Consider the following 22,599-nt stretch of genomic DNA (forward strand, 5'->3'; position numbering starts at 1 on the left):
CCGATGTTCGATCTGAAGGACAAGAAGATCTGGGTCGCCGGAGAGCGCGGTATGGTCGGCCGGGCGATCATCCGGCGGCTGGCGAACGAAGGCTGCACGATCGTCTCGCCGGACACGAGAATCGACTTGCGCGATCAGGCAGCGACCTTCGCCTGGATGGCGGCCAACCCGGTCGACCTGGTCTTTCTCGCGGCGGCGAAAGTCGGTGGAATTGCGGCCAATAACGACCGGCCGGGCGAGTTTCTCTACGATAATCTGATGATCGAAACCAACGTGATCGAGGGCGCGCGTCGCACCGGGGTCGCCAAGCTCGTCTTTCTCGGCTCGTCGTGCATTTTCCCGAAAATGGCGGCGCAGCCGATGGCCGAAAGCGCTTTGCTCACCGGACCGCTCGAGCCGACCAACCAATGGTATGCGATCGCCAAGATCGCCGGACTGAAGCTGTGCGAGGCGTATCGCCGGCAATATGGCTGTGATTTCATTTCTGCCCAGCCAACCAATCTTTATGGCCCGTTCGACAATTTCGACCTGGAATCGAGCCATGTACTTCCCGCGCTGATGCGCAAGGCGCATGAAGCGAAGCTTGCCGGCGCGGATATCTTGTCGGTCTGGGGCAGCGGTACGCCCTTGCGCGAGTTCCTCCATGTCGACGATCTCGCGGACGCACTGGTTTTCCTTGCCCGGAGCTATTCCGACGACGAGTTCGTCAATATCGGCACCGGCGATGAAGTGAGCATCGCCGACCTCGCGCATCTGGTCGCGAATGCGGTCGGTTTTCGGGGGAGGTCGCGTTCGATGCCACCCGCCCCGACGGGACGCCGCGCAAGCTGGTCGATACGACGAAGCTGAACGCCCTTGGCTGGAAGCCCTCGATATCGCTGAACCAGGGGATTGCCGATGTTTACGGCTGGTTCCTCGACAATGGCGCGGACCTTCGGTCGCAACACGCGGCCTGAATTCAAGACTTACCCGGAGAATATCGTGGCCCGCCTTTACGACAGCAGAAAACGTATCCTTGTGACAGGCGGCGCCGGTTTTGTCGGCTCGCACCTGATCGACCGCCTGCTCGAGCAGGGCCATGAGATACTGTGCGTCGACAATCTCTTCACCGGCGCCAAACGCAATATCGAGCATCTGCACAATCACGCGCGGCTCGAATTCATGCGCCATGACGTGTGCCTGCCGCTCTATGTCGAAGTCGACGAGATCTACAATCTCGCCTGCCCCGCCTCGCCGATCCATTATCAGCATGACCCGGTCCAGACGACCAAGACCTCGGTGCATGGCGCGATCAACATGCTCGGCCTCGCCAAGCGCGTAAAGGCGAAGATATTCCAGGCATCGACCAGCGAGGTCTATGGCGACCCCTCGGTCCACCCGCAGCCCGAGGAATATTGGGGCAACGTCAACCCGATCGGCCCGCGCTCCTGCTATGACGAAGGCAAGCGCTGCGCCGAGACCCTGTTCTTCGACTATCACCGCCAGCACAATCTTGAGATCAAGGTCGCGCGGATCTTCAACACCTATGGTCCGCGCATGCATCCGGCCGACGGACGCGTCGTCTCCAATTTCATCGTTCAGGCGCTGAAGGGCGAGCCGATCACCATCTATGGAGATGGATCGCAGACCCGTTCCTTCTGCTATGTCGACGATCTGGTCGATGGCTTTATCCGCCTGATGGATACCGGCCCCGAAGTCACCGGACCGATCAATCTCGGCAACCCAGTCGAATTCACCATGATCGAACTGGCCGAGCTTGTGCTCGAGCAGACCGGCTCGCGGTCGCCACTGATCCGCATGCCGTTGCCGGCCGATGATCCCAAGCAGCGGAAGCCGGACATCACCAAGGCACAGACGATTCTCGGCTGGCAACCGAAGGTGCCGCTTGCCGAGGGCCTGAAATCGACGATCGACTTCTTTGCCAACCGCGACCGTTGAGGACAGGCCGATGTCATCTGGCGGTGTTCGCGACGCGATGACCGGTCCGGCGCCGAAAGGCGCGCATATCCTGATGCTCCTGTCCGATGCCTATGGCGGCTTTGGCGGCATCTCGCAGTATAATCGCGACTTCCTGGATGCGCTCTGCGCCCTCCCCGAAGTCGCGAGTGCGGAGGCCTTGCCGCGGATCGCCGTTCCGCCGGTCGGCGACCTGCCGTCCAAGCTCGTGTTCAATCTCGACGGCCTGGGCGGCATTGCGCGCTTTACGCGCGTCGCGCTGACGCGCGGCCTGGCCGGGCCCAAGCCCGATATCGTCATCTGCGGCCATATCAACTTGCTGCCGCTCTGCGCCTTGATCGCAACGGCCCGCCGCGCGAAGCTCGTCATGCTGATCTTCGGGATCGAAGTCTGGCAGCCGACCGGTCGCGCGCTGGCCGATCGCTGCGTCTCGCGAATCGATACGGTGATCTCGATCAGCCGCGTGACGCTGGAACGCTATCTGGCCTGGGCCACCCCGCCGCGCCTGGGGACCGAGATTCTGCCCAACGCCATCCATCTCGAAGACTATGGCATCGCCCCCAAGGCGGCCGACCTGGTCGCCCAATATGGGCTGGCGAACCGCAAGGTGCTGATGACGTTCGGACGCATGGCCGGAGAGGAGCGCGCCAAGGGCTTTGACGAGATGATCGAAATCCTGCCGCGCCTGCGGGCAAAGGACCCCTCGTTCATCTATGTCGCGGCGGGCAAGGGCGACGATATGGCGCGGCTCAAGACCAAGGCAGCCGAACACGGCGTCGCCGACCATGTCGTCTTTACCGGAATGGTCCCGGAGGAGCGCAAAGCCGATTATTTCCGCCTGGCCGATGTCTACACCATGCCGAGCCGGGGGAGGGCTTTGGCTTCGTGTTTCTCGAAGCCATGGCGTGTGGAGTTCCCGCAATCGCAAGTCGCTCCGATGGCGGATTCGAGGCGATCCGTGACGGTGCGATCGGCATCGCGATCGATCCGGCGAATCTGGACGAGCTGGAAAGCGCGATCTTCCAGGCGCTGAATGGCCCGAAGGAAATACCGGAAGGCCTTGGCTATTTCGCCTTTCCGAACTTCGGACGCCGATTGGGTGAAATGTTGTTTGGCTAATGGCCGATAAAATGCCATCGGCGGTTGATCTGAATCACCAGGACCGAAACGGACTTGATGTTGGGATCCGCCCGTGACCACTCGAAGAGAAAAGGATATTTCTGAAGGAATTTCAATAGTTTAATATAGAGATTACTCTGTTGGTCTGGGGGGATCAACCGCTTAATGTGTGGGTTGAATGGCATTTTTGCCTATGCGTCCAACGTGCCTGTATCGGCGCGGGAAGAGGTAGTGAAGGTACGCGACTCCATGGCTCGTCGCGGACCGGACGGCGCTGGTCTATGGGCGAACGACGATGGCGGCTGCGTGCTGGGCCATCGGCGATTGTCGATTCTTGACCTATCCGATCGCGCCTTGCAGCCGATGGAAAGCCGCGATGGTCGCTACGTCATCGTCTATAATGGCGAGATCTATAACTATCCCGAATTGCGCGCCGCAGCGCTTGCCGCCGGTCGCACCCTGGTCACCACCTCCGATACCGAAATCCTGCTCGACCTGTTCGAACAACATGGCCCGGCGATGCTCGACACGCTGCGCGGCATGTTCGCCTTTGCCATTTGGGACAATGTCACGCGCTCGCTGTTTCTCGCGCGCGATGCATTCGGCATCAAACCCTTGTTCTTTTCCCACAAGAATGGGGTTTTTCGTTTCGCATCGCAGGTCCGCGCACTTCGTGCAGGCAGCGGGATCAGCGATGCAAGGGATCCGGCAGGCGTGATTGGTTTCCTGTTGCTGGGCAGCGTGCCGGAACCCTTCACCTGGTACGCCGATATCACTTCGCTCCCGGCCGGCCATTGCATGACCGTCGACGCAAGTGGCGTCATGCAGCGTCGCTATGTCGATGCCGCGGCAATCCTGGTATCCGCGGAACGCGAACGTATCGACCACGGCGTCGCGCTTCGTCGTGCGCACAATGCGGTACGCGACAGCATCAAGGCGCATTTGCTCGCCGATGTCCCGGTCGGCTTGTTCTTGTCGGGCGGAATAGACTCGGCGGCGATTCTCGGCGTTGCTATGGAAGGTGCGACGCGCCCGATCCACACCATCACGCTGGGTTTCGATGAATTCGAAGGCACGGATGACGATGAAGTTCCGATCGCCGGCCGCATCGCGGCCTTTTACGGGGCACAGCATAATGTGCGGCGCATCGGCCGTGACGAATTCCTCGCCGATATCGACGAAATATTGGCAACCATGGACCAGCCGTCGATCGACGGAATCAATACCTGGTTTGTCGCAAAGGCCGCGCAGGAGCAGGGTCTGAAAGTCGCCTTGTCGGGTGTCGGCGGCGACGAAATGCTTGGTGGCTATCCCAGCTTCAACGACGTGCCGGCCTGGCATTCGCGCTATGGTCTGATCGCACGCACGCCCGGAATCGGCCCCGTGATCGGCACGCTTGTGAAGACGCTGATGCCGGGCTTTGCCGCCAACAACCCCAAGGCGGCCGGTCTGTTGCGCTATACCGGCACGCTGGGGGGCGCATATCTGGTGCGTCGCGCGCTGCGACTTCCCGATGATTTCTCCGCCATTCTCGATCCGGCGTTCGTGAAAGCCGGACTTTCCCGATTGGGTATCGTCGGACGGATGAACGACGTCCTCGATCCGATGCCGGATTCAGACCAGGCATCGGTCACATTGCTCGAACTCGGTTTCTACATGCGCAATCAGCTGCTGCGCGACGCCGACTGGGCCGGCATGCGGCACAGTGTGGAAATCCGTACCCCGCTGGTCGATATCGCGCTCTTCCGCGAACTGGCTCCGCTGATCGGTCACCTGAAGGCCGGCGAAGGCAAACAACTCCTTGCCGATGCGCCGGTTATCGCCCTGCCCGGCTGGCACCGTCATCGCAGCAAGACCGGTTTCCGTATTCCCTATGCCAGCTGGATGTCGGGTATAGACGGCCTTGCGGAGCGCAGCGCTGTCGCATCGGGCAATAACGGCCTGTTGTCGCGCGAATGGTCGCGCTATCTGCTCGATCATTACCGCACCACCACCTGAACCAGGGGATTTCGGCCCGCGCCAGGCTCGCATGCTGCATTTACGCCTTTCCTCGCCCGCCAAATCATGCTCTTCGCATCCGCAATAAAATGGGGCGTCACAACGAGGTAGGCCTTGACCAAGCACGCGCTCATCTGCGGGATTTCGGGCCAGGACGGTGCGTTGCTGGCCAAGCTGCTGCTCGACAAGGGCTATCGGGTGTTCGGCACCTCACGCGATGCGGAAGTGTCGCGCTTCTCGAACCTCGCACAGCTGGGCATTCTCGATCGGGTCACCACCCTGTCGATGACGCTGACGGATTTTCGCAGCGTGCTCCAGGTCCTGTCGGAAACCAGGCCGGACGAAGTCTACAACCTCGCCGGACAAAGTTCGGTCGGCCTCTCCTTCGCTCAGCCGGTCGAGACGCTGGAGAGCATCGCTTTCGGCACGCTCAACCTCCTCGAAGTGCTGCGCTTCATGGGCGGCAACACACGGCTTTATAACGCAGCGTCCAGCGAATGTTTCGGCGAAACGACCGAAACCAGGCCCGCAACCGAAGAAAGCCCGTTCCACCCACGCAGTCCCTATGGTGTCGCCAAGGCAACCGCCTTTTGGGAAGTTGCCAATTACCGCGAGGCTTATGGCCTGTTCGCCAGCTCGGGCATCCTATTCAACCATGAATCGCCGCTGCGCCCCGAACGCTTCGTCACCCGCAAGGTCGTCCGCGCGGCGGCACGCATCGCGGCGGGATCAGGCGAGCGACTGAAGCTCGGCGCGTTGAACGTGGTGCGCGACTGGGGCTGGGCGGAGGATTATGTCGACGCGATGTGGCGCATGCTGCAGCTCGACCATGCCACCGACTTCGTCGTCGCGACGGGCAAGAGCCATAGCCTCGAATATTTCGTGCAGCGCTGTTTCGAACTCCAGAATCTCGACTGGCGCGATCATGTCGAGGTCGACCAGAATCTGATGCGTGCAACCGATATCGCGACCAGCCATGGCGACCCGGGCAAGGCGGAACGGCTGCTCGGATGGCGCTCGACAGTCGATTTCGACGAGTTGCTCCGCCGCCTGATTGCGGCTGAGCACATCGCACCGGCGGCCTGACATTTCCATCATGTTGCGTCAGCGCCTCATTGCCTGGTTCCGCCTGTTGTTCGAGTTCGGCCTGTCGAGCGGCTTCGCACAGGCAATCGGCATGATCTCCGGCCTGGTATATGTCCGGTACATGCCGATCTCGGACTATGCGCTTTACGGCCTTGCCGCGACGACGCTGACTTTCGTCACGATTTCCAGCGACCTCGGTCTCAACAGCTCGATCACCTATTTCTGGCGACGGGCGCGGCTGGGCGGCACAGCGTTCGGCGACTATCTCGTGGGCATTCGCCGCCTGCGCCTGATCCTGTTTCTATGCGTCGGCCTGATCGCCGCGGCGATCTTCCCTGCGGTTGGCCAACGTTCGCATTATGGCCTCGACGCGCTGCTGATCGCCCTGACACTCCTCCTGGTCAGCGCGCTCCTGCAAATGAGCGCGGGCATCAACCTGCAGATGATTCGTCTGCTCGGCTGGTTTCGCCGCTCCTATGTCTGCGACATTGCCGGCCAGTCGATGCGTGTCCTGGCCGCGGCGATCATGGTGCTGGGCATCTCGCGATCCTATTGGATGGCCTTGCTCGGCGGTCTCATGTGCTCTGCGGTGACGCTGGGGGCGAGCAGTTGGATGTTGCGCGGCAAGATCGAGCGCAACCGCGTTCCCGTCCCCGGCCTGTTCAAGGCGATCATGCGCTATGTCGGGCCGGCCGCGCCCGCCGTGCTGGCGTTCGCGTTGCAGGACAGCGTGATCCTGTGGTTGGCGGCGCGTTTCGGTGGTCCGCACGTCGTGGCCTCGGTCTTCGCCGTCAACCGTATCACGGCGATCGTCGGCGTGCTGTCGACTTTCTCGATCGTCGTCATCGTCCCACGCCTTGCCGGGATCACCGATATCCGCCGCTTCATCCTGGCTGGCTGGATCGCCAAGGCTGCCATGGCGATTGTCGGACTTGGCGTGATCGCGGTCGGTGCCTTGCTGCCGGGGCCGCTGCTCTGGCTGCTCGGGCCGCAATATGCGCAGCTCGATCATGAGTTGCTTGCCGCGCTCACCACCGCGGCAATCACGCTCGTTTCGACCCCGACCGTCCTGCTCAATCGCGCCAAGGGCTGGGTCCGGCTCGACCCGCTCGTCGCGCTGATTCAGATCGCCTTGCTGGTTGCGACCGTGCCCTTCTGGGACTTCTCCACCCCGTTGTCGGTGCTGTTGCTCAGCATGATGCTGAGCGGCTCGCTGTTGTTGCAGGGGCTGGCGATCAGCCTCATCGGCGCATTCCGCCCCGGCCTGGTGACCGCACGACCATGACCACGAGGCTGATCCAGATCGTTCCGCGCCGTTCCATCTCGCCCGAGGGCGTCGGCGACTATGCACGCCTCCTTGCCGAGCAGTTGCTGCGCGATCATGCCATTCGGACGGTGTTCGTCTCGGGTTCACCACTGCCGCCACACGAACGGTTGCGCGACGAATGGGAAACGCACGAGCTTGCCGAGCGGACATCCGCGGCACTGCGCGCGACCCTGGACGGGATTACCGGCGGCGCCCCCGTGCCGATCCTGCTGCATCTGTCCGGCTACGGATATCAGGACAAGGGCACCCCGTTATGGCTTGCAACCGGTCTCGAACGCTGGCGTCGCAGCCATGCGGCCGCCCCCTTCGTCACGATATTTCACGAATTGTTCGCGACCGGCCCGATCTGGGGCAGCGCATTCTGGCTCGGCCCGATCCAGGCTTGGGTGGCGCGACGCATCCAGCGGCTCAGCACGGCCGGCATTGCGACCACCGGCCCTTATGCCGCGCTGCTTGAGGGCTGGCGCGGCGAACGGCCCGGATCGACCATCGCGTTGCCGGTCTTCTCGACCATTGGCGATATCGAGAACCCGATTCCGGCGGTAGAGCGACGCGCCTCGCTTGCGATATTCGGCCGGGCCGGCATCTATGACGCCGTCTATCGCGAACGGATCACTCAGATCGAAGCGTTCGTCATTGCCAACAAGATCGACGAGATCATCGACATCGGCCATCGCACCGAAGCACCGCCGCCAATGATCGGCGCGGCACGCGTCCGCAGCGTCGGAAAGGCATCGACCACCGTGCTTCGCGAGGAGCTCGGCAGCGCGCGGTTCGGACTGCTTGATTATGACGCCGACCGCCTGGCGAAATCGACGATCTTCGCCGCCTATTGCGCTCATGGTGCGGTCCCGATCTGCCTCAGCGATGCCGCCGGACAGAATGACGGGCTTCGGCCGGGCAAGACTTATCTCAAGCTCGCTGCGGACGACGCTACGCCCGTCGTGGATGATGCCGCGCTTGAGGCGTTGCAGCACGGCGCGAAAAACTGGTATCAGCCGCACTCGCTGAAAAGCAGTGCGGACGTAATCGGCCGCCTGCTGCGGCAATCGTCAGCGACCACGGGGCGCATTTGAGATGCTTCTGAATTTCATTCCGCTTCTACCCATCATCATCGTGCTCTGCTTCGCCGCGATACGCTTCTGGGGTACAGCGATCATCGCGGTGCTCGTCTGGGCGATGTTTGAAGGCGCAGTGCGTAAATGGGTCTTGCCGGGCTTTCAGTCGCAGCTCCTGCTGGTCAAGGATTTCATCCTCGTTTTCGCCTATCTCGGGTATTTCATCTCGGCCCGCAGCAGCGAAGACCTCGGCCCGAAGAGCGGGACATTGTTGTTTCTGCTATTGCTCGAGGCCGTCTATTGCGTAATTCAGCTAATCAATCCCAACTCGCCATCATCGCTGCTGAGCCTGTTCGGATTGAAGAATTACCTGATCTATCTGCCTCTGGCATTCATCATCCCCGATATCATCAAGGATCGGCTGCAGCTGCGCAAGATCATGATCCAGACCTGCTATCTGGCGATTCCGATTGCATTGCTTGGCCTGTATCAATTTTCCCAACCGCCCACGTCCTGGGTCAATCAATATGTGAGCCATGAAGAAGGGGTCGAGGCCGTCGTGTCGGTGTTCGGCGAACAGGGCGAAGGTGACTTCAAATACGGGCGGGCGCGAACCTCGAGCACGTTCTCCTATATCGGCGGATTCATGACCTTCCTGCTGCTCGCGGCACCGCTCGCGGCATCGCTGTTGCTGGCATCGGTCCCCAAGCGGCGGACGCTGCTGATCGTTACGGCCGCATTGGCGCTGTCCATCGGCGGCGCGGCGACCACGGGTGCGCGAACACCGATGGTCGTCTTCGCCTTTGCGGGTCCACTCCTCTTGCTGATCGGTGGTTGGAAAGGCCTGTTGCCGTTCCAGGTGGCACTCCGCTTCGCGGTCGGCCTGGCCGTTGTCGGCATCGCTACCGTGGCGATTTTCGGCACTGCCTTTTCCGCGCTCGAATACCGCGCCAACAACGCCGACAGCGCGGTCGCGCGGCTTGCCACCCCGATTACCGAGGCGGCCGATGCGTTCGAGACCTCTCCGCTCATCGGCACTGGCATCGGCAGCAATTCCAACGCTGCAATGTCGTTGATCGGCGGCGATTATCTCTGGTGGCTCAACGGCAACGCCTATGAGCTGGAAACCGCGCGCGTTATGCAGGAACTGGGTTTTGTCGGGTTCACTCTGGTGTTCCTTCCCAAGGTCTTCGTCATCATCCTGGTGCTAGGCCATCTGCGAAAATCGAAATCGCCGCTGATGATCGCGACGCATATGGCGAGCCTGATCTTCGTCGTGGTCCACCTCGTACTATTCACGGTCAACAACCCGACCGGCGGATTGATGTACTGGACGATCGTCGGCGTCTCGATCGCGGCGTTCCGCATCGAGATGGCAGAGCGGCGAAGCCGATCGCAGCAGAATTATTATCTGGAGCGCGGCTATCCGCTCGGAGAAGTGGCTCTGGTATGATGCCCTCGACCGGCCAGGCTGGCCGGCCGATCCGGATCGCTGTGGTCAACACTCATCCGATCCAGTATTTCGCGCCGCTCTACGCCGCCCTCAACCGTGCCGATGATCTGGAGATCACCGCGCTTTACCTGTCCGATTTCTCGCTGCGCGGCGCGCATGATCGCGATTTCGGCAAGGCGGTGACCTGGGATGTCGATCTGCTGGCCGGATACGAGTCGCGGTTCATCGGCAGGAATGTCGGCACGATCGAACCCTATGGTTTCTTCTCGACCGTCTCTCCGGCGCTTTTCGCGGAAATCTCGCCAAAGCGCTACGATGCGCTGTGGATCCATGGCCATGGCTATGCGGCCAAGATGATCGCGCTGGCGGCAGCCCGGCTGAAGGGCGTGCCCGTCTTCATGCGCGGCGAAACCCATCTCGGCCTCGGGATCAGCCCGGCAAAGGCGGCAGCACGACATGCGGTCATCGGCGCGCTCTATCGCCAGTGCACCGGGCTGCTCGCGATCGGTGCCGCCAACCATGATTTCTACCGCGCGATGGGCGTGCCGGAGGAGCGAATTTCGCTCGTTCCCTACACCGTGGACAATGATCGCTTCATCGCCGCCGCCCGGATCACGCCACAGGAACGCAAGGACTGGCGCCGGCGACTCGGCGTGGACGACCATGCGCCGATTATCCTGTTCGCCTCGAAATTCCAGGCCCGCAAGCGCCCGGGCGATCTGCTCCAGGCCTTTCTTCGACTCCGGCGCGCGGGCCTCGACGCGCATCTCGTGATGGTCGGATCAGGCGAACTCGAAGCCGATCTACACAACGCCGCCGTCGCGGCGGCCGATCCCAATATCCATTTCCCGGGCTTCTTCAACCAGAGCGACTTGCCGCGCGTCTACGCCGCCAGCGAGTTGTTCGTCCTGCCGTCGGAGAATGAACCATGGGGGCTGATCGTCAATGAGGTGATGTGCGCAGGGCTTCCCGTCATCGTGTCGCAGGAAGTCGGTTGCGTCCGCGACCTGGTGCGGGACGGCGTCAACGGCGCAACCTATCCGTCCGGCGATATTGACGCGCTTGCCGCCGCCATTCGCAGCGTCCTTGCCGATCCGGCCAAACGCATGGCAATGGGCGCGGCCAGCCACCGGATTATCGATCACTGGAGTTACCGCGAATGCCTGGACGGAATCCGCGACGCCCTGGCCAAGGCGGGGATCGCGCCTGCGACATCCTGATCGCCATTGCCGGACGGCAGCATGCCGACCAGCTCACCACGGCAATGGTCGAATCGGGGTGGAATGCCACCTTGCATCACGCATCGCCGATTCGCCCTGCCCTGGTGGAAACATTGACCGGGCATCACCAGCTTCACCCGCTGACCGGCCTGATCTTTCGTGCCGGCAACAAGCTGTTGCCGCTGCCTCTCGCCTATCGCCTTGCGCACCATATGTACGCGCAGTTCGATCGCAACGTCGCCCGTGCGTTGCCGAAAATAGCGCCCCGCGCGGTAATCGCTTATGAAAACGGGGCGCTCGACACGCTGAAGGCGGCAAAACGGCTGGGCCTGCCCACGATCCTCGACGCCGCCAGCGTCCATCACAGCATGCAGGCCGAGGGCGGGCTGAACGATATCGGGACGGCATTCCGCAACCGGGTCAATGCTCGCAAGGACGCTGAGATCGCGCTGGCCGATCATATCCTGTGCTGTTCGACGCTCGCCGCGAACAGCTATATTGCGGCCGGCGTACCGGAGGACCGCGTTCATGCCGTGCCACTGGGCTTCGAGCCGGGCTCGTTCGGCCCCGGTTTGGACCAGATGCCGCACGAAGGGCCGTTGCGCCTGGCATTTGTCGGCCGCTTTACCGGGGTAAAGGGCGCCGACCTCCTCGCCACCGCACTCGAGACTCTCGTCGAGCAAGGCATCCCCTATGATTGCCGCGTTGCCGCCGCGCGTACCGACGGCATGCCCGATCTCGTGGCACGTCTCGGCGCCCGCGCGACCTTGCTTGGCAAGGTACCGCATGACGAGCTCGCCACGCTCTACCGCTGGGCGGACCTGCTGGTCATGCCCTCCCGCTTCGACTCTTTCGGCCTGGTCGTGCCGGAAGCACTGGCGTGCGGCCTGCCAGTGCTCGCTTCCGACCATGTCGGCGCAAGCGACTTCATCGTGCCCGGAGAAAATGGCGCCATCATTCCGTTCAACGATGCAGATGCCTTGACCCAGGCTCTTGCGAAATATGCCGCGGATCCCGCCGGCATCCGCGCGATGCGGCCCGCCGCGCTCGCCTCGGCTCAGGGTGCGGAATGGGCACATTATCGCACGCGCGTTGCCCGAATCGTTACCAATATGCTCGGCTGGTCGGCGCCGTCATGAAAATCCTTCACGTCACACCGAGCTATTTCCCGGCCGTTCGATATGGTGGACCGATCTATTCGGTCCACGGCCTCGCCGCCGGCCAGGCCGCCTTGGGCCACCGGGTGAGTGTCTTCACGACCAATGTCGATGGCCCCGGTATCTCGGATGTTCCTGTGGGAATGCCGGTGGATATGGACGGCGTCGCAGTCACCTATTTTCAGATCGGATCTCCGCGTCGTCTCTACCGCGCGCCGACAATGAGTGCAGCACTACGGGCTCAGATCGCGGATTTCGACATCGTACATCTTCATTCGGTGTTTCTCTGGCCCACCCTGGCGGCAGCTCGCGCCGCGAAGAAGACCGGAACGCCGTTCATCCTGTCGCCGCGCGGCATGCTCGTCGCTGACCTGATCCGGGCAAAATCGAGCGTCATCAAAAATGGCTGGCTCACCCTGTTCGAGCGCAGGTCGATCCGGGAAGCGGCGGCGATCCACTTCACCGCCGATCGCGAAGCGCTCGACTTCGACGCGCTCGGCCTCAAAACGCCGTGCAAGGTGATTATCCCTAACGGGGTCGATGCGCCGACGATTCCCGACACCGTCTCACCGGATATCATCGCAGCAACCGCACAGCCCGGTTACGCGCTGTATCTAGGTCGCCTCAACTGGAAGAAAAACCTCGTCGCGCTAATCGATGCGCTCGCCTTAGCCCCCGAAACGCGCCTGATCATTGCCGGAACCGATGACGAAAATCACGCCGTCCAGCTACAAGAGGCGATCGCCAATGCCGATGTTGCCGATCGCGTCATGTTGATCGACCGCAACGTCATCGGTTCGGACAAGGAATGGCTATTCGCCAAGTGCGGCCTGTTCATACTCCCCTCGCTCAACGAGAATTTCGGCAACACCGTGCTTGAAGCGATGATCCGCGAAAAGCCAGTGATCGTCTCGAGCGGCGCCGGCGTTGCCGAGGTCGTGAAGGAGGCGAAATGCGGGTTGATTGCCGAACCCACCGCCGAAGCGCTCGGCATCGCGATCCGCGAGCTCATTGATGAGCCGGCCGAGACGCAGGCAATGGGCGTGCGGGGACGCAAAGCCGCTCTCGCCCATTTCGGCTGGCGCGCGATCGCCGCGCGCATGGTTACAGCTTATGAAGGCCTGGTATCCCGCTGACGCGCTGCCAGCTTCCGATCGACGATTTCCAGGCATAAAAGCAACTCGGCATAGGTGCGCTGCAGCGCATAGAACCAGCCGGGCCAGCCGTCGAACAGGCATTGCTTGACGATCAACGTGTAGAACAGGGCGGCAAATGGCGCCGGCCAGGCCATGGCACGCAATGTCTCGATCCTGGTCCGCTTCGCCGGATCCATGCTCAGCAGATGATCCGCTTCGCGCACGATATATTTGTCCTGCGACACGAGCCAGCGGCGCAGCGATTTGCGGTCGTCATGGTCGATCGTTCCGCGCAGATCCTCGACCGCCCCCTCGATCGCGAGCTTATGGCCATGGCCGAAATCGGCATATTCGCCACGCTCCGGCCGATATAAAGTCACGCGCGCGGGATACAGCGTCCCCCCAGCCGGTGGCCATAGATGCAATAACGAAATGCCGTGCGATAGCCCGATATTGCCATGGCCGGACGCAGCTGCGCGATCTCGTCGATCAAGGCCTGAGTCAGGACATAATCCGCGTCCATCGACAACACGAACGGCGTCTCGATCAGACCCATGCCGAAATTGCACTGCGCTGCGAAGGTATCGAACTTGCGCGTCACCACCTCCGCTTGGGGATATCGCGCGATGATCGCCAGCGTCTCGTCGGTGCTGCCGCTATCGATGATCAGGATACGCTTTGCCCAGGTCAGCTGGTCGAGCACCCGCGCGATATTGGGCTGCTCGTTATAGGTGATGACCATCGGCGTGATCTGATCAAGCACGGCGCAGGGCCCCTTGCGTGCTGAGGTCGAGCCAATTCCAGGCGGTCGAGATGATCGTATCCAGATCCGAATGCCGTGCCGTCCAGCCGAGCATGTCGTTCGCCGCACTCGGATCGGCAACGAGCGCCGCCGGATCGCCCTCGCGGCGCGGCGCCATTGTCACCGGGATCGATCTTCCCGTCACCCGCTGTGCCGCTTCGATGATTTCGCGCACGCTCGTCCCCTGCCCCGTGCCGAGATTGAGCGCGGCGAAACCCTTCGATCCGGCATCCAGTCGCTCCAGCGCGGCGACATGGGCCGAGGCGAGATCGGCAACATGGAGATAATCGCGGATGCAGGTTCCATCGGGCGTATCGTAATCGTCGCCGAACACCGTGATAGTCGGACGAATCCCCGCCGCGGCCTGCAGCACCAGCGGGATCAGATGCGTTTCGGGGTCGTGATCCTCGCCGATCTCTCCATCCAAATCCGCGCCGGCCGCGTTGAAGTAACGCAGCGCGATGCAATCGAAGCCATAGGCATGCGTGTAGTCGCGCGCGATCTGCTCGCCGATCAGCTTGGTGCGGCCATAGGGATTGATCGGCGCCTGCAGTTGAGCCTCCAAAATCGGGATCGTCTCAGCCATGCCATAGGTCGCGCAGCTGCTGGAAAAGATCAGCCGGCCGATCTCTGCCTTGCGCATCGCGCGCAGCAGCGCCGCCGTGCCTTCGACATTGTTGCGATAATATTTTTCCGGATCGGTGACCGATTCACCGACATAGGCGAAAGCTGCGAAATGCATCACTGCGACCGGTCGATATGCCGCGAACACCTCGGCAAGTCGCGCCTCGTCGAGAATGTCACCCTGCTCGAACGGACCCCATTTCACCGCCTCGCGATGACCATAGACGAGATTGTCGTAGACGACGGGCTCCCACCCGGCCGCCCGGAGCGCCTTGCAGGCGTGCGAGCCGATATATCCCGCGCCGCCGGTAACCATTACGCGATTCATAAGGTTGCCCCTTCGAGTGCGCGGCTATAGGCATCGCGATGCTCGATCAAGCCTTGGTCGCGCCATAACGTGCGGTTTGTGCGGCACGGTTTTGCTCGGGACTGGCAAATCTTCGCCGGGGGATATGTGTGACGTCGGTTCAGCGCGCAGAAGATCGGGGCGCAGAAGATGAGGCCGTGCGGCACCAAAGCGACGCGACCAGTCATCGCAGCCCGCGCGGACGCCGCTTCGAGCATCTCGACATGGTCCGCGGCCTTGCTGCGTTGCTGGTACTTGTCGGTCATGTCCGTGGTTTCGTGTTCGTCGACTATTCCGACCTGACCGGCTCGAAACTCGCCTTGGCGCCGTTCTACGTGATCGGCGGCCTCGGTCATCAGGCAGTGATACTGTTCTTCGCGCTGAGCGGCTTTCTCGTCGGCGGGCGGGCGATGCGCGAGATCCGCCAGGGCAAATGGAACTTGCCTGATTATGCGGTGCATAGATTCGCACGACTGTGGACTGCCTTGATCCCCGCATTGATCGCCACGGCATTGCTCGACTGGATTGGCCGCGATCTGCTTCGCCTCAGCGGCTATGGCGCGCAATATTGGGGTATCCTCTCAAGCGGCCCCTATCCGGGTAGCGACCCCACCCCGACGCTGGCGGCCTTCCTCGGCAATATCGCCTTTCTTCAGACGATCGCGGTTCCAGTCTTCGGCACAAATGGGCCATTGTGGAGCCTAGCCAACGAGTTCTGGTATTACTTCCTCGTGCCGTTTGCCTGGCTGGCGCTGGCGGGGCGCAGTGTCTCGCCCGGCGCCCGCGCGGCTGCAGCGATCCTCTCCCTCGCCATTCTGGCCTTTCTGCCATTCGCCATCCTCGCGCTCGGCAGCATCTGGGTAATGGGCGCGCTCGCCTGGTCGCTTGGCGACGGTGTTCGCGCAATGTCAGAGGGACGCTTCCGCCTCCTCGCCGCCGCGATCCTACTGGCGTTCCTTGTCGGGCTCGCAGCATCGCTCGCCCGGTCGGGCCTTCCCACCGATATCCTACTCGGCATCGCTTGCGCTGCCGCACTGCCCTGCCTTGCGCGACTGGCCAATCCCGGTGGGATTTATGGCCGCTTCTCCTTCTGGCTCTCCGAAATCTCCTTCACGCTATACGTCGTACATTTCCCACTGATCGCCTTGTTATGGTTCGCACTGCTCGCACCGGCACAGTTCGCGGTCGGTCCTGCAGGCTTTGCCGCCGCCACTGCTCTGATCGTCGCTGCCCTCGTATACGCCGCAGCGATGTGGTGGCTGTTCGAGCGCAACACCGGCCGCGTTCGCACCCTGTTCCTGAAAACCCTGCATATCCCGAAGAGATAATTGGGTATTTGTGATCTCTTCCGTACTGCAACATTTTCGGTATAAGCGCACTCGAGCGAGGGGTCGCACCACATCGTCATGCCGCGTACCAGCGTCGGCCGAGTCACGGAGACTTTTGCTTGATCATCCTGGGCCTCAACGCCTTTCACGGCGATTCTTCCGCATGTCTGGTGCGCAACGGCGTAATGATCGCCGCCGCCGAGGAAGAACGCTTCCGCCGCATCAAGCATTGGGCGGGCTTCCCGTCTGAATCGATCCGCTACTGCCTTGCCGAGGCAGGGCTGACGCTCGGCGATGTCGATGTCATCGCGGTCAATCAGGACAGCCGCGCCAATCTGTTGCGCAAGATCGCCTATGTCGCGACCAAGCGGCCCGATCTCGGTTTCGTCATGGATCGGCTGAAGAACCGCAAAGCGCGCAAAGGGATCGCCGAGTATCTCGAGGAGAGTTTCCCCGGCGAAACCTTCAAGGGCGTGCACGCGCCGATCGAGCATCATCTCGCACATCTGTCATCGGCCTTTCACGTCTCGCCGTTCCAGGACGCAAGCGTCGTGTCGGTCGACGGGTTCGGCGATTTCAGCAGCGCGGCCTGGGCGATCGGCCATGGCAGCGAGATCGATATCCAGGGCCGCGTGTTCTTCCCGCATTCGCTCGGCATCTTCTACCAGGCGCTGACCCAGTATCTCGGCTTCCCGCATTATGGCGACGAATATAAGGTGATGGGCCTCGCGCCCTATGGCCAGCCGACCCAGATCGACGCGATGCGCGAAATCGTGAAGCTCAAGGGCGATGGCAGCTTCGAGCTCAACCTGAAATATTTCAAGCATCACAAGGAAGGCACGCAATATCAGTGGACCGACGGCATTCCCGAAATCGGCGATTTGTTCTCGCCTGAACTCGAAGCGCTGCTCGGCCCGCGCCGTGACCCCAAGGGCGAACTGACCCAGGGGCACCGCGACTTGGCCAAGTCGATCCAGGCGATGTACGAGGAAGCATTCTTCAACCTGCTCGACATGCTGCATGCGAAACACAAGGTCCCGCATCTGACCATCGCCGGCGGCTGCGGCAACAATTCGGTCGCCAACGGCAAGGTGCGTCGGCGTACGCCCTATACTCATGTCTATGTCCAGTCGGCGGCAGGCGATGCCGGCGGTGCGATCGGCGCGGCGTTCGCGTACTGGCACAAGCAGGGCAAGCCGCGCGGCTTTGTGATGGATCACGCCTATTGGGGTCCGCACGCCCCCGCCGCCGAAGTCGAAGGACTGATGGTCGCACGCGAGGCGGAGATAGAGGCGGCGGGCTGCACGATCGAGACGATCGTCGATGAGGCCGAATTATGCCGCCGCACCGCCACCGCGATTTCGGAGGGCAAGGTGATCGGCTGGTACCAGGGCCGCATGGAATGGGGTCCGCGCGCGCTCGGCAACCGTTCGATCCTCGGCGATCCGCGCCGCGCCGACATGAAGGAAATCCTCAACCTCAAGATCAAGCGGCGTGAAAGCTTCCGCCCGTTCGCACCATCGGTGCTGGATCGCGGTGTCGCCGGCTGGTTCGAGGAGGAGGACAGCGTTCCCTTCATGATGCAGGTGTTCCAAATCCGCGAAGAGAAGCGCGACCTGATCCCGGCCGTCACGCATGTCGATGGATCCGGCCGGCTGCAGACGGTCAATGAAAGCACCAACCCGCGTTATTTCCATCTGATCGAGGCGTTCGAGGCAATCAGCGGCGTACCGATGCTGCTCAACACCTCGTTCAACGAGAATGAGCCGGTGGTATGCCGTCCGGAGGAAGCGCTGGATTGTTTCCTGCGCACCAAGATGGACGTGCTGGTGCTCGGTGACACACTGATCGAGCGCAAGGCCGCGAATTGATCGCCGCTCGATGAGCGCAACGATCGCCTATCGCCCCGATATCGACGGGCTACGGACGATCGCAGTCGGTTCGGTCGTCGCCTATCATGCCTTTCCGGCGCTGGTGCCGGGCGGGTTCGTCGGCGTCGACATCTTCTTCGTCATTTCAGGGTTTCTGATCACCGGCATCCTGATCCGCGAGCATGAGCGGACCGGCCGGATCGATCTCGCCGAATTCTACGCCCGCCGCGTTCGCCGCCTGCTTCCTGCGCTGCTCGCGGTGGTGATGACCACGCTTGCGCTTGGCCTGTGGCTGGTGCCGGCAACCGGCGAGCTTCAATCGCTCGCGAAATCGGCGCTCGCCGCGCTGTTCTTCACCTCGAACATCTTCTTCGCGCTCCAGCCATCGGGATATTTCGCCGCCGCGGCGGAGACCTACCCTTTGCTGCATACCTGGACGCTGGCAGTCGAGGAGCAATTCTACATCGTCTGGCCATTGCTGATTCCGGCGACGGGCTGGATCGCGAGAAAGCTCGGCCTGGCTCCGCGCCGTACACTTTGGGGCCTGTTCATCCTGATGTTCGTTGGATCGCTGGCAATCAGCATCGTCGGCACCATGATACGACCATCCTTGGCCTTCTATCTTACGCCGTTTCGCGGCTGGGAATTCGCGATCGGCGCGATGCTGTCGCTGGCGCTGCGTGGCGACAATCCGCGCTGGCATCACGGCGCGACCGCACTTTCGCTGATCGGTCTCGCGCTGATCGGCATATCGTTATGGGCGTTCGACCACGGCACACCCTTCCCTGGCTGGATCGCGCTGCTGCCGACGCTCGGCGCGGCGGCACTGCTCGCGGCGGGCGCGATCGCGCCGGCCAATCCAATTGCCCGCCTGCTTGCTCGGCGTCCCGCTGTCTATATCGGCAAGCTCTCTTATGGCTGGTATCTGTGGCACTGGCCTTTGCTCGCCCTGGTGCGCGGCGACGCGCTTGGCGAACCGGGCAACGGCGCGCTGATCGCGGCTGTGATCGCGTCGTTCCTGCTCAGTTCGGCGAGTTACCACCTGATCGAGACGCCGGTCCGTCATCAGCATCCACCGATCTTCCGCACCACCGGTAAGAGCCTGGTCGCCGGGATCGCCTTGCTGCTGATCGGCGCGGCCAGCGCGGGCGCGACACTGGCCCTGGCCAATACCCGCCTCGCCGCCTCGCCGCGCCTTCAAGCCATCGCTGTGGTGGGAGACAATGGCACGGTGCCCGGAATGGCGGTCGCCTGCACCAACTATTTCGCTGTCTTCAAGGAGCTCGCTCCGCCCCAATCCTGCATGGTGGGTGATCGCACTGCGACGCGGGTGGTCATCCTGATCGGCGATTCCCACGCCGCCCACTACCTCCCGATGCTCGATCGCTGGGGCAAAGCCTCCCATGTTGCCGTGCTGCAGCGGTCGCGCGCCGGTTGCCGTCCGCTCGATGGCTCGGCGGGGTATGTCGGCGTTGCACCAAGCTCCGCGGCCTTTGCGGACTGCGCACGATTTCTCGACGCCGTATTGGACGAAGCAGCGCAACTGGCCCGGAAGGGGCACATCATCGCATTCGTGGTCGCGTCGCGCTGGCCGGATGGCGATGTTCCGCTCACGATGCGTGCCGCAAGCGGCGAGGTCCGTGCCGGGTTCGACTCCGGGCTCCACCGCATCGCCACCGCGGCGCGAGCGGCGAGAGTGCGGCTGGTGCTGATCAAGGATACGCCTCTTTTCCCGCATAATGTACCGCGCTGTCTGGCGCGCCGATCCAACCAGGATTGCAGCGTGTCCCGCGCCGTCGCCGATCGCGAGCATGACGAAGGCGATCGCCGTCTCGACGCGCTGGCGGCAAGCCTCCCGGACATCCGCGTCGTGAACCCGCGTTCGATACTTTGCGCCGGCAGGACCTGCAGCCCGATACGGGACGGCATCGTTCTTTTCGCGGACGAGAATCATTTGTCGGCGCGGGGCAGCGCTGGGCTGGCGACGCAGCTTCGTCCGGCGCTCGACGCAGCGATCCTCGGACGATGAGCATGATCATACGCTTGAATTCACCGCCGATTTTCGCCACGCGAGGGCCGGATCGCACCGTTGCTCGACAAGGGGGCTATTGATGCCATCATATGCATTCAAGACCAGCCGGTTCGAAGCCCAGCCCGATTGGCCAGAAAGCTGGCGCGTCTCGCATCACCATGACGATGTCGAGATCTGGGGCGGCAAATCCAACCCGGGCTATACCAGGATGTACGATCAGCGCCGCAAACGCGTGCTCGACGCGCTGAGCAGCATCGCCAGCCCGGGCGCGAAGCTGCTCGATCTCGCCGCTGCGCAGGGCAACTACACACTCGCCGCCACCGCAATGGGGTATCGGGTGACCTGGAATGACCTCCGCGCCGATCTGGTCGACTATGTAAAACTCAAATCCCCGCTTGCCGCCCAGGTCGAGTTCGTCCCCGGCAATATCTTCGACCTTGGCGACAGGTTCGCCAGCGCCTTCGACGTAGCGCTCGCGCTCGAAGTGGTCGAACACGTCGCACATCCCGACCAGTTTCTCGCCCAACTCGCCACAGTGGTAAAGCCTGGAGGGCATCTGGTCATCTCGACCCCGAATGGCGGCTACTTTCTCAACCGGTTGCCGCGCTTCTCCGACTGCCCCGATGCCTCGATCTATGAGGATCAGCAGTTCAAACCCGATTCCGACGGACACATCTTCCTGCTCCACCAGGATGAGATCGTCTCGCTGAGCAAGCGCGCCGGGCTGGAACTGGTCCGACACGAAATGTTCACCAACCCGCTCTCCGCCGGCCATGCCAAGACCGCAGGGCTGCATCGCATTCTTCCCGGCGCGGCAATCGATGCAGTGGAGCGCGTTACCGCCCTGTTGCCGGACGCCTTCACGCGAAAACTCTCGGCAGCTTCCGTCACCGTCCTGCGTCGCCCTTCATAGAGCCTCGACCGGCCGTGCAACTTCTGACAAGGCAGTTTTCCGGGGTTGAGATCGCGGCGCCATGGCGCGGCGTGGCGAGGGGGCATGAGGTGACACAGGGCGGCGGCAAACGGGATTATCTCCCCGAACTCGACGGTCTGCGCGCTTTGTCGGTCGGTTTTGTCCTGCTTTTCCATGCGAGCTATGGTCGGCTGCAAGGTGGCTTTCTCGGCGTCGATATCTTCTTCGTCATCTCGGGCTATCTCATCACGCGACTGATGATGCTCGAACATCAGGCGACCGGCCGGATCGACCTGCGCGAATTCTATCTGCGCCGTGTGTTCCGCATCATCCCGCCGCTGCTCGCCTGCCTGATCCTCGCGATGCTGCTCTGGACCGGCGCGCCATCCGATCGCCTGCCCGTCGCAGTGGCAGTGATGGCATTCTTCGCCAATTTCCTTCCTGCCGAAATGCTGGGCAGCCTTGGTCATACCTGGTCGCTGGCGATCGAGGAGCAATTCTACGTCGTCTGGCCGATCGTCTTCATCCTGGCGTCGAAGCGCGGGTTGAGGCCGGCAGCGATCATCGCGACATTGGTCATCGCCTCGGCCATCGCGATCCGTTTTGCCATGCTCGCGGCCGGTTATCCGCCGGTCCTGCTCTACACCTTCACGCCGGCGCGAACCGATGGGCTGATGCTTGGCTGCCTGTTGGCAATCAGCGAAACGGCATTGAGCGCGCGCGCGCCGCAACGCCTGCTTCGCCCGCTTGCCTGGGCCTGTTTCGTTGCAATCGTCATGACCCTGTTCGTCGGATCTCGCGATTTCATGCAAGAGGTCGCACCGTCCTTCACCCTATTCGCGCTGCTCGCCGCCATCCTGATTTTCACCATCCCGCGGCTGGCCGATGGCGATCCGCTGCGCCGCGCCTTTGCCAACCCGATCGCACGATATGTCGGGCGCCGCTCCTATGGCCTTTATCTCTACCATTATCCGATCTTCCACGCAGCCGAAGCGTATCGGCAACCGGGCAATCTGACCAATTACCTGCTGGTCGTGGCGATCGAGGTGTCGCTCTCGCTGATCGTCACCGAATTGTCATGGCGCTTCGTCGAACAGCCGATGCTGCGCGTGAAGAAACGCTATTCCTGGCGGCGGATGCAAACCGCCGCATCTGCATCGTCCGCGACCTGAA

The 22,599-nt window shown here is 62.3% G+C and carries 18 protein-coding genes and 1 pseudogene; 16 read left to right on the forward strand and 3 right to left on the reverse strand.

Going from position 1 to position 22,599, the window contains the following annotated elements; all coding sequences use genetic code 11:
* The first annotated feature begins 3 nt into the window (after positions 1-3).
* From H3Z74_RS12635 to H3Z74_RS12685, 11 genes and pseudogenes are all read left to right on the forward strand, one after another.
* Entirely contained in the window at positions 4-849 is an 846-nt protein-coding gene (locus H3Z74_RS12635; RefSeq protein ID WP_326838791.1) for a GDP-L-fucose synthase family protein, read from the forward strand.
* A gap of 72 nt (positions 850-921) precedes the next feature.
* A complete protein-coding gene (locus H3Z74_RS12640) occupies positions 922-1,938 on the forward strand; it encodes a UDP-glucuronic acid decarboxylase family protein (protein ID WP_229726548.1) in 1,017 nt (338 codons plus the stop codon).
* 646 nt (positions 1,939-2,584) lie between these two features.
* Positions 2,585-3,075, forward strand: a pseudogene (locus tag H3Z74_RS24885) (glycosyltransferase).
* Between the two features lie 165 nt (positions 3,076-3,240).
* Entirely contained in the window at positions 3,241-5,073 is a 1,833-nt protein-coding gene (gene asnB / locus H3Z74_RS12650) for an asparagine synthase (glutamine-hydrolyzing) (protein ID WP_229726549.1), read from the forward strand.
* Between the two features lie 114 nt (positions 5,074-5,187).
* On the forward strand, positions 5,188-6,159 hold the full coding sequence (locus H3Z74_RS12655; RefSeq protein WP_187760018.1) for a GDP-mannose 4,6-dehydratase: 972 nt from the start codon (positions 5,188-5,190) through the stop codon (positions 6,157-6,159).
* 10 nt (positions 6,160-6,169) lie between these two features.
* Positions 6,170-7,444 (forward strand): polysaccharide biosynthesis protein, encoded by a 1,275-nt coding sequence (locus H3Z74_RS12660; RefSeq protein WP_229726550.1) that lies wholly within the window; start codon positions 6,170-6,172, stop codon positions 7,442-7,444.
* Positions 7,441-8,562 carry a hypothetical protein gene (locus H3Z74_RS12665; RefSeq protein ID WP_187760020.1) on the forward strand — a complete coding sequence of 374 codons (1,122 nt, stop codon included), beginning with the start codon at positions 7,441-7,443 and terminating at the stop codon, positions 8,560-8,562. The genes H3Z74_RS12660 and H3Z74_RS12665 overlap by 4 nt, the downstream gene beginning before the upstream one ends.
* Before the next feature lies 1 nt (position 8,563).
* On the forward strand, positions 8,564-9,997 hold the full coding sequence (locus H3Z74_RS12670; protein WP_187760021.1) for an O-antigen ligase family protein: 1,434 nt from the start codon (positions 8,564-8,566) through the stop codon (positions 9,995-9,997).
* Entirely contained in the window at positions 9,997-11,217 is a 1,221-nt protein-coding gene (locus H3Z74_RS12675; protein ID WP_187760022.1) for a glycosyltransferase family 4 protein, read from the forward strand. The genes H3Z74_RS12670 and H3Z74_RS12675 overlap by 1 nt, the downstream gene beginning before the upstream one ends.
* Positions 11,157-12,356 (forward strand): glycosyltransferase family 4 protein, encoded by a 1,200-nt coding sequence (locus H3Z74_RS12680; RefSeq protein WP_187760023.1) that lies wholly within the window; start codon positions 11,157-11,159, stop codon positions 12,354-12,356. Before H3Z74_RS12675 ends, H3Z74_RS12680 begins: the two co-directional genes overlap by 61 nt.
* Positions 12,353-13,510, forward strand: coding sequence for a glycosyltransferase (locus H3Z74_RS12685; RefSeq protein ID WP_187760024.1), 1,158 nt, complete (start codon positions 12,353-12,355; stop codon positions 13,508-13,510). The genes H3Z74_RS12680 and H3Z74_RS12685 overlap by 4 nt, the downstream gene beginning before the upstream one ends.
* Here the strand turns inward: H3Z74_RS12685 and H3Z74_RS12690 are convergent.
* Genes H3Z74_RS12690 through galE form a run of 3 tightly spaced genes read right to left on the reverse strand, consistent with a single transcriptional unit; the run spans position 13,486 to position 15,264 of the window.
* Positions 13,486-13,890 (reverse strand): glycosyltransferase family protein, encoded by a 405-nt coding sequence (locus tag H3Z74_RS12690; protein WP_187760025.1) that lies wholly within the window; start codon positions 13,888-13,890, stop codon positions 13,486-13,488. The genes H3Z74_RS12685 and H3Z74_RS12690 overlap by 25 nt on opposite strands.
* Positions 13,887-14,273: a glycosyltransferase gene (locus H3Z74_RS12695; protein WP_187760026.1), complete on the reverse strand. Its 387-nt coding sequence runs from the start codon at positions 14,271-14,273 to the stop codon at positions 13,887-13,889. The genes H3Z74_RS12690 and H3Z74_RS12695 overlap by 4 nt, the downstream gene beginning before the upstream one ends.
* Entirely contained in the window at positions 14,266-15,264 is a 999-nt protein-coding gene (gene galE / locus H3Z74_RS12700; protein ID WP_187760027.1) for a UDP-glucose 4-epimerase GalE, read from the reverse strand. The genes H3Z74_RS12695 and galE overlap by 8 nt, the downstream gene beginning before the upstream one ends.
* A gap of 176 nt (positions 15,265-15,440) precedes the next feature.
* On the opposite strand from galE, the gene H3Z74_RS12705 reads away from it, so the two are divergent.
* The 5 genes from H3Z74_RS12705 (at position 15,441) to H3Z74_RS12725 (ending at position 22,598) form a co-directional block, all read left to right on the forward strand.
* A complete protein-coding gene (locus H3Z74_RS12705) occupies positions 15,441-16,610 on the forward strand; it encodes an acyltransferase family protein (protein WP_187760028.1) in 1,170 nt (389 codons plus the stop codon).
* A gap of 119 nt (positions 16,611-16,729) precedes the next feature.
* On the forward strand, positions 16,730-18,481 hold the full coding sequence (locus tag H3Z74_RS12710; protein WP_187760029.1) for a carbamoyltransferase family protein: 1,752 nt from the start codon (positions 16,730-16,732) through the stop codon (positions 18,479-18,481).
* 10 nt (positions 18,482-18,491) lie between these two features.
* Entirely contained in the window at positions 18,492-20,510 is a 2,019-nt protein-coding gene (locus tag H3Z74_RS12715; RefSeq protein ID WP_187760030.1) for an acyltransferase family protein, read from the forward strand.
* Between the two features lie 82 nt (positions 20,511-20,592).
* Entirely contained in the window at positions 20,593-21,426 is an 834-nt protein-coding gene (locus H3Z74_RS12720; RefSeq protein ID WP_187760031.1) for a class I SAM-dependent methyltransferase, read from the forward strand.
* Between the two features lie 71 nt (positions 21,427-21,497).
* Positions 21,498-22,598, forward strand: a complete 1,101-nt coding sequence (locus H3Z74_RS12725) for an acyltransferase family protein (protein ID WP_187760032.1) — start codon at positions 21,498-21,500, stop codon at positions 22,596-22,598.
* The last annotated feature ends 1 nt before the right edge of the window (position 22,599 follow it).

Source organism: Sphingomonas alpina (assembly GCF_014490665.1).
In the GTDB taxonomy this organism is placed as follows: Bacteria; Pseudomonadota; Alphaproteobacteria; order Sphingomonadales; family Sphingomonadaceae; genus Sphingomonas; species Sphingomonas alpina.

Excerpts from the sequence above, each read along its gene's own strand:
- H3Z74_RS12685 (WP_187760024.1), top strand. The coding sequence starts at position 12,353 with ATGAAAATCCTTCACGTCACACCGAGCTATTTCCCGGCCGTTCGATAT.
- H3Z74_RS12635 (WP_326838791.1), top strand. The coding sequence starts at position 4 with ATGTTCGATCTGAAGGACAAGAAGATCTGGGTCGCCGGAGAGCGCGGT.
- H3Z74_RS12720 (WP_187760031.1), top strand. The coding sequence starts at position 20,593 with ATGCCATCATATGCATTCAAGACCAGCCGGTTCGAAGCCCAGCCCGAT.
- H3Z74_RS12640 (WP_229726548.1), top strand. The coding sequence starts at position 922 with ATGGCGCGGACCTTCGGTCGCAACACGCGGCCTGAATTCAAGACTTAC.
- H3Z74_RS12680 (WP_187760023.1), top strand. The coding sequence starts at position 11,157 with ATGCCTGGACGGAATCCGCGACGCCCTGGCCAAGGCGGGGATCGCGCC.
- H3Z74_RS12675 (WP_187760022.1), top strand. The coding sequence starts at position 9,997 with ATGCCCTCGACCGGCCAGGCTGGCCGGCCGATCCGGATCGCTGTGGTC.
- H3Z74_RS12660 (WP_229726550.1), top strand. The coding sequence starts at position 6,170 with ATGTTGCGTCAGCGCCTCATTGCCTGGTTCCGCCTGTTGTTCGAGTTC.
- H3Z74_RS12665 (WP_187760020.1), top strand. The coding sequence starts at position 7,441 with ATGACCACGAGGCTGATCCAGATCGTTCCGCGCCGTTCCATCTCGCCC.
- asnB (WP_229726549.1), top strand. The coding sequence starts at position 3,241 with ATGTGTGGGTTGAATGGCATTTTTGCCTATGCGTCCAACGTGCCTGTA.
- H3Z74_RS12670 (WP_187760021.1), top strand. The coding sequence starts at position 8,564 with ATGCTTCTGAATTTCATTCCGCTTCTACCCATCATCATCGTGCTCTGC.
- galE (WP_187760027.1), bottom strand. The coding sequence starts at position 15,264 with ATGAATCGCGTAATGGTTACCGGCGGCGCGGGATATATCGGCTCGCAC.
- H3Z74_RS12715 (WP_187760030.1), top strand. The coding sequence starts at position 18,492 with ATGAGCGCAACGATCGCCTATCGCCCCGATATCGACGGGCTACGGACG.